The sequence below is a fragment of the Rhodovulum steppense genome, assembly GCF_004339675.1.
Classification (GTDB): domain Bacteria; phylum Pseudomonadota; class Alphaproteobacteria; order Rhodobacterales; family Rhodobacteraceae; genus Rhodovulum; species Rhodovulum steppense.
Genome location: NZ_SLVM01000055.1, coordinates 1 through 2,523 on the forward strand (window position 1 = coordinate 1; position 2,523 = coordinate 2,523).

The window sequence follows — 2,523 nt, forward strand, 5'->3', positions numbered from 1 at the left end:
GTAACCGCCCGATTGCCACCGCCTGCCTGCGTGGGGCTTGATGGCCTAAGACACGTGCATAGCGACGTCGGTAACGACGTCCCTTATGCGCGGAGGGGTCATGCGTGGCGAGGTTCTGGGGGTTGAACGGCGTCGGCGTTGGGATGATGAGGACAAGCTGGCGATCGTAGGCGCGGTCGGGGTTGGTGGCGCGTCGGTGACGCAGGTGGCGCAGCGCCACGAGGTGACCCGCCAGCAGATCTACGCTTGGCGCCATGATCTGAAGCGGAAGGGCCTCTGGTCGCCGGATACGGGGGCGCTCTTTCTGCCGATCGGCATGGCGCCTGTGGCGGAGTTGCCCATGGCAAGCCCGGCACCGGCTGCCTGGATCGAGCTCCGCCTCGCGAAGGGGCGCACGCTCCGGTTCGAGAGCAGCATCGACGATGCGGCGCTGACACGTCTGATCCGCGCGGTGGATGCGGCATGATCGGCCCGGGCACCGGGGTGCGGGTGTATCTGGCCTGCGGGGCGACGGACATGCGCAAGGGCATCGCTGGTCTGGCGGCGCTGACGCAGGACGTGTTGCGGCAGAAGCCGACCGGTGGCGCGGTGTTCGCCTTCCGGGGGCGTCGCGGCGACCGACTGAAGCTGCTTTACTGGGACGGCCAGGGGTTTTGCCTCTACTACAAGGTGCTTGAGCGGGGGCGGTTTCCCTGGCCGACGGCCACGCAGGGCGCAGCCCGGCTGACCTCGGCGCAGTTGGCGATGCTCTGGGAAGGCATCGACTGGCGGCGGCCGGACTGGGGGGCGCCACCGGCCCGGGTTGGGTGATTTATCCGCCTGAACAGCCTTGTTTTTATGGAGATCTGGCCTGGTCCGTGGTAGTCAGTCCCATGTCGAATGATGCCGCGACCCTTCCCGAAGACCCTGCCCAGCTAAAGGCGATGATCGCCGCCTTGCAGGCGGAGAACGCGAAGATGTCGGCGACGATCCGCGCCCACGACCAGCTGATCCAGACGCTGCGCCTGCGCATCGCCAAGCTCAAGAAGCAGGCCTTCGGCAAGTCCTCCGAGAAGGTCGAGCGCGAGATAGAACAGCTGGAGCTGGCGCTTGAAGACCTGCTGATCGCCGCGGCCGAGTGCCATGCGGGACCTGTCGCGGAGAACGCCGACGAGGATCAGCAGGAGGCAGACGGCAACGGCGCGCCCGAGCGCGCGCCGCGTCGCCGCCCGCGGGTGTCGGCTTCCACCCCGCGTGAGCGCCGCGAGCTCGATCCCGGCACCTGCTGCCCCGACTGCGGTGGCGACCTGCGGCTGGTCGGCGAGGATGTCAGCGAGATGCTCGACATGGTCATGGCGCAGCTGAAGGTTCTCCAGATCGCCCGGCTGAAGAAGTCCTGCCGCCGCTGCGAGAAGATGGTGCAGGAACCTGCCCCCAGCAGGCCGATCCCGGGCAGCATGGCCAGCGCCGGACTGCTGGCCTACATCCTGGTCTCCAAGTTCGACGACCACATCCCGCTCTATCGCCTGAACGAGATCTTCGCCCGCATGGGCGCAGACATTCCCGACAGCACGCTGGTCGACTGGTGCGGGCGCGCGATGAAGGTGCTCCAGCCGCTGACCGACCGGATTGAGGCCGAAGTCTTGGCCAGCGACCTCCTGCACGCCGACGACACCCCGATCCGTGTGCTGGATCGGTCTCAGCGGGACCGGGGCCTCGGCAAGGGCGTGAAGAAGGGCCGGATCTGGGCCTACGTCCGCGATCAGCGACCCTGGGCGGGAACCGCGCCACCCGGGGCGGTCTACCGCTTCGCCCCGGACTGGAAGGAAGAGCACGTCCGCGAGCACCTGAGCCTGACCCGCGGCATCCTGCAAGCCGACGGATACAAGGGCTATGCCAAGCTCTATGACCCCGGCCCGGATGGGGCCGCCCGGTTCCGAGAGGCTGCCTGCTGGGCGCATCTGCGTCGCGACTTCCACGATGTCTGGACCTCGACCGGGTCAGAGATCGCGCGCGAGGCGCTGGACCGGATCGGCGCGCTCTACGACATCGAGCGCGACATCACGGGCAAGCCCGCCGAGATCCGGCTGGCCGCGAGGCAAGCCCACAGCCTGCCGAAGGTCGAGGCCTTCCGGGCCTGGGCGGAACAGCAGCTGACGCGCCTACCGGGCAAGGGCGACCTGGCCAAGGCCTTCCGCTACGGCCTCAGCCGCTGGCCGTCCTTCTGCCTGTTCCTCGAGGACGGCCGCGTCGGCATCGACAACAATCCGGCCGAGCGCGCCCTGCGCCCGATCGGCATCGGACGAAAAAACTGGCTCTTCGCGGGCGCCGACACCGGCGCCGAGACGCTCGCCCGCGCCATGACGATCATCGAGACGGCAAAGCTGAACGGCCTCGACCCGCAGGCCTACCTCACCGACATCCTCGATCGCATCCATGACCACAAGATCAACAAGCTCGACGAACTGATGCCTTGGAACTGGGCGCCGATGGCTGCCCCGCAGGCAGAGGCCGCCTAAACCGCGGTATCAACCGGGCGGTTAC

The 2,523-nt window shown here is 68.0% G+C and carries 3 protein-coding genes; all 3 read left to right on the top strand.

From position 1 onward, the window contains the following. Nucleotides 1–100 precede the first annotated feature (100 nt). Complete coding sequence (tnpA, locus tag EV216_RS17965; protein WP_132697237.1) at nt 101–466, top strand: IS66-like element accessory protein TnpA; 366 nt, start codon at nt 101–103, stop codon at nt 464–466. Next, nucleotides 463–810: an IS66 family insertion sequence element accessory protein TnpB gene (tnpB, locus tag EV216_RS17970; RefSeq protein ID WP_132697239.1), complete on the top strand. Its 348-nt coding sequence runs from the start codon at nt 463–465 to the stop codon at nt 808–810. Before tnpA ends, tnpB begins: the two co-directional genes overlap by 4 nt. Before the next feature lie 62 nt (nt 811–872). Then, complete coding sequence (gene tnpC / locus EV216_RS17975) at nt 873–2,498, top strand: IS66 family transposase (protein ID WP_132697241.1); 1,626 nt, start codon at nt 873–875, stop codon at nt 2,496–2,498. The last annotated feature ends 25 nt before the right edge of the window (nt 2,499–2,523 follow it).